2 tRNA genes and 2 rRNA genes are annotated in these 1,199 nt (G+C 59.9%); all 4 read left to right on the forward strand.

Annotated features, from left to right (window positions below):
- Positions 1-67: ribosomal RNA gene (locus tag G4G93_RS35370) — 16S ribosomal RNA — on the forward strand; the annotation flags it as partial.
- A 150-nt stretch (positions 68-217) separates the two neighbouring features.
- A tRNA-Ile gene (locus G4G93_RS35375) sits at positions 218-294 on the forward strand.
- Positions 295-330: 36 nt separating this feature from the next.
- Positions 331-406: transfer RNA gene (locus G4G93_RS35380), tRNA-Ala, on the forward strand.
- A gap of 271 nt (positions 407-677) precedes the next feature.
- Positions 678-1,199, forward strand: a 23S ribosomal RNA gene (locus G4G93_RS35385); the annotation flags it as partial.

The following is a 1,199-nucleotide window of genomic DNA, read 5'->3' on the forward strand; positions in this document are numbered from 1 at the left end:
GTCAGCGACTGGGGTGAAGTCGTAACAAGGTAGCCGTAGGGGAACCTGCGGCTGGATCACCTCCTTTCTAAGGATGCTGTCTGACGTGATGCTCGCTTGCGAGCCGCTCACTCTCACGGCGTCGTTGGATCAAGAACCCAGTCAGGGTTCATATGGCGGGACGCGCCGTCTTCGTTTCTCTTTCTCATCATCCGGACACGCTGGCGGAGCCAGCGACGGGCCTGTAGCTCAGGTGGTTAGAGCGCACCCCTGATAAGGGTGAGGTCGGACGTTCGAGTCGTCCCAGGCCCACCAGGATCAGGCCGCTTGCCACTTGGCTGCTTCCCGCTCGGGGCTGTAGCTCAGTTGGGAGAGCGCGTGCTTTGCAAGCATGAGGTCGTCGGTTCGATCCCGTCCAGCTCCACCACCCTCCCCTGCCGATCGGCAATGCRGTCGAGGGTCGTCCGGATCAAAGAGCTTCGCAGCGAAGCCAGCGCCTTGAGCGCGCTTGCTGCGGATATCTGACATCGTGAAGAGGGAATGTGCCCGGGCTGTTGCGAAAGCGGCCGGCCCGGGTGCGTTCGGCAAGCATAAGGCAGTGGGTCTGAAAGGACCTGCTGCCGGTCTTTATCGTGACCGTGGATGGCGGTGACGACAGCTACGGCTGTCGCTCACCACCGGACACCGATCATGAGAGCGATCAAGTGCCTTAAGAGCATCTGGTGGATGCCTTGGCGCTGAGAGGCGATGAAGGACGTGGTACGCTGCGATAAGCCTTGGGGAGCTGCGAACGAGCTTTGATCCGAGGATCGAACGAGCTTTGATCCGAGGATCTCCGAATGGGGAAACCCACCTTCAGCCACCGTATCGTGGATCCAGTTCACTGGGTCTGCGCTACGATGGTTTACGAAGGTATCAAGCCCTGAATTCATAGGGGTTTGAAGCGAACCCGGGGAACTGAAACATCTCAGTACCCGGAGGAAAGGACATCAACGAGACTCCGTCAGTAGTGGCGAGCGAACGCGGACCAGGCCAGCGCCTGGCATGACGCTTACCGGAACGGCCTGGAATGGCCGGCAGGATGGGTGACAGCCCCGTACGGGACAAGCCAATGCCAGGACACGAGTAAGGCGGGACACGTGAAATCCTGTCTGAAGATGGGGGGACCACCCTCCAAGCCTAAGTACTCCTCAGCGACCGATAGCGAACCAGTACCGTGA

The organism is Methylobacterium sp. DB0501 (assembly GCF_011043735.1).
Lineage (GTDB): Bacteria > Pseudomonadota > Alphaproteobacteria > Rhizobiales > Beijerinckiaceae > Methylobacterium > Methylobacterium alsaeris.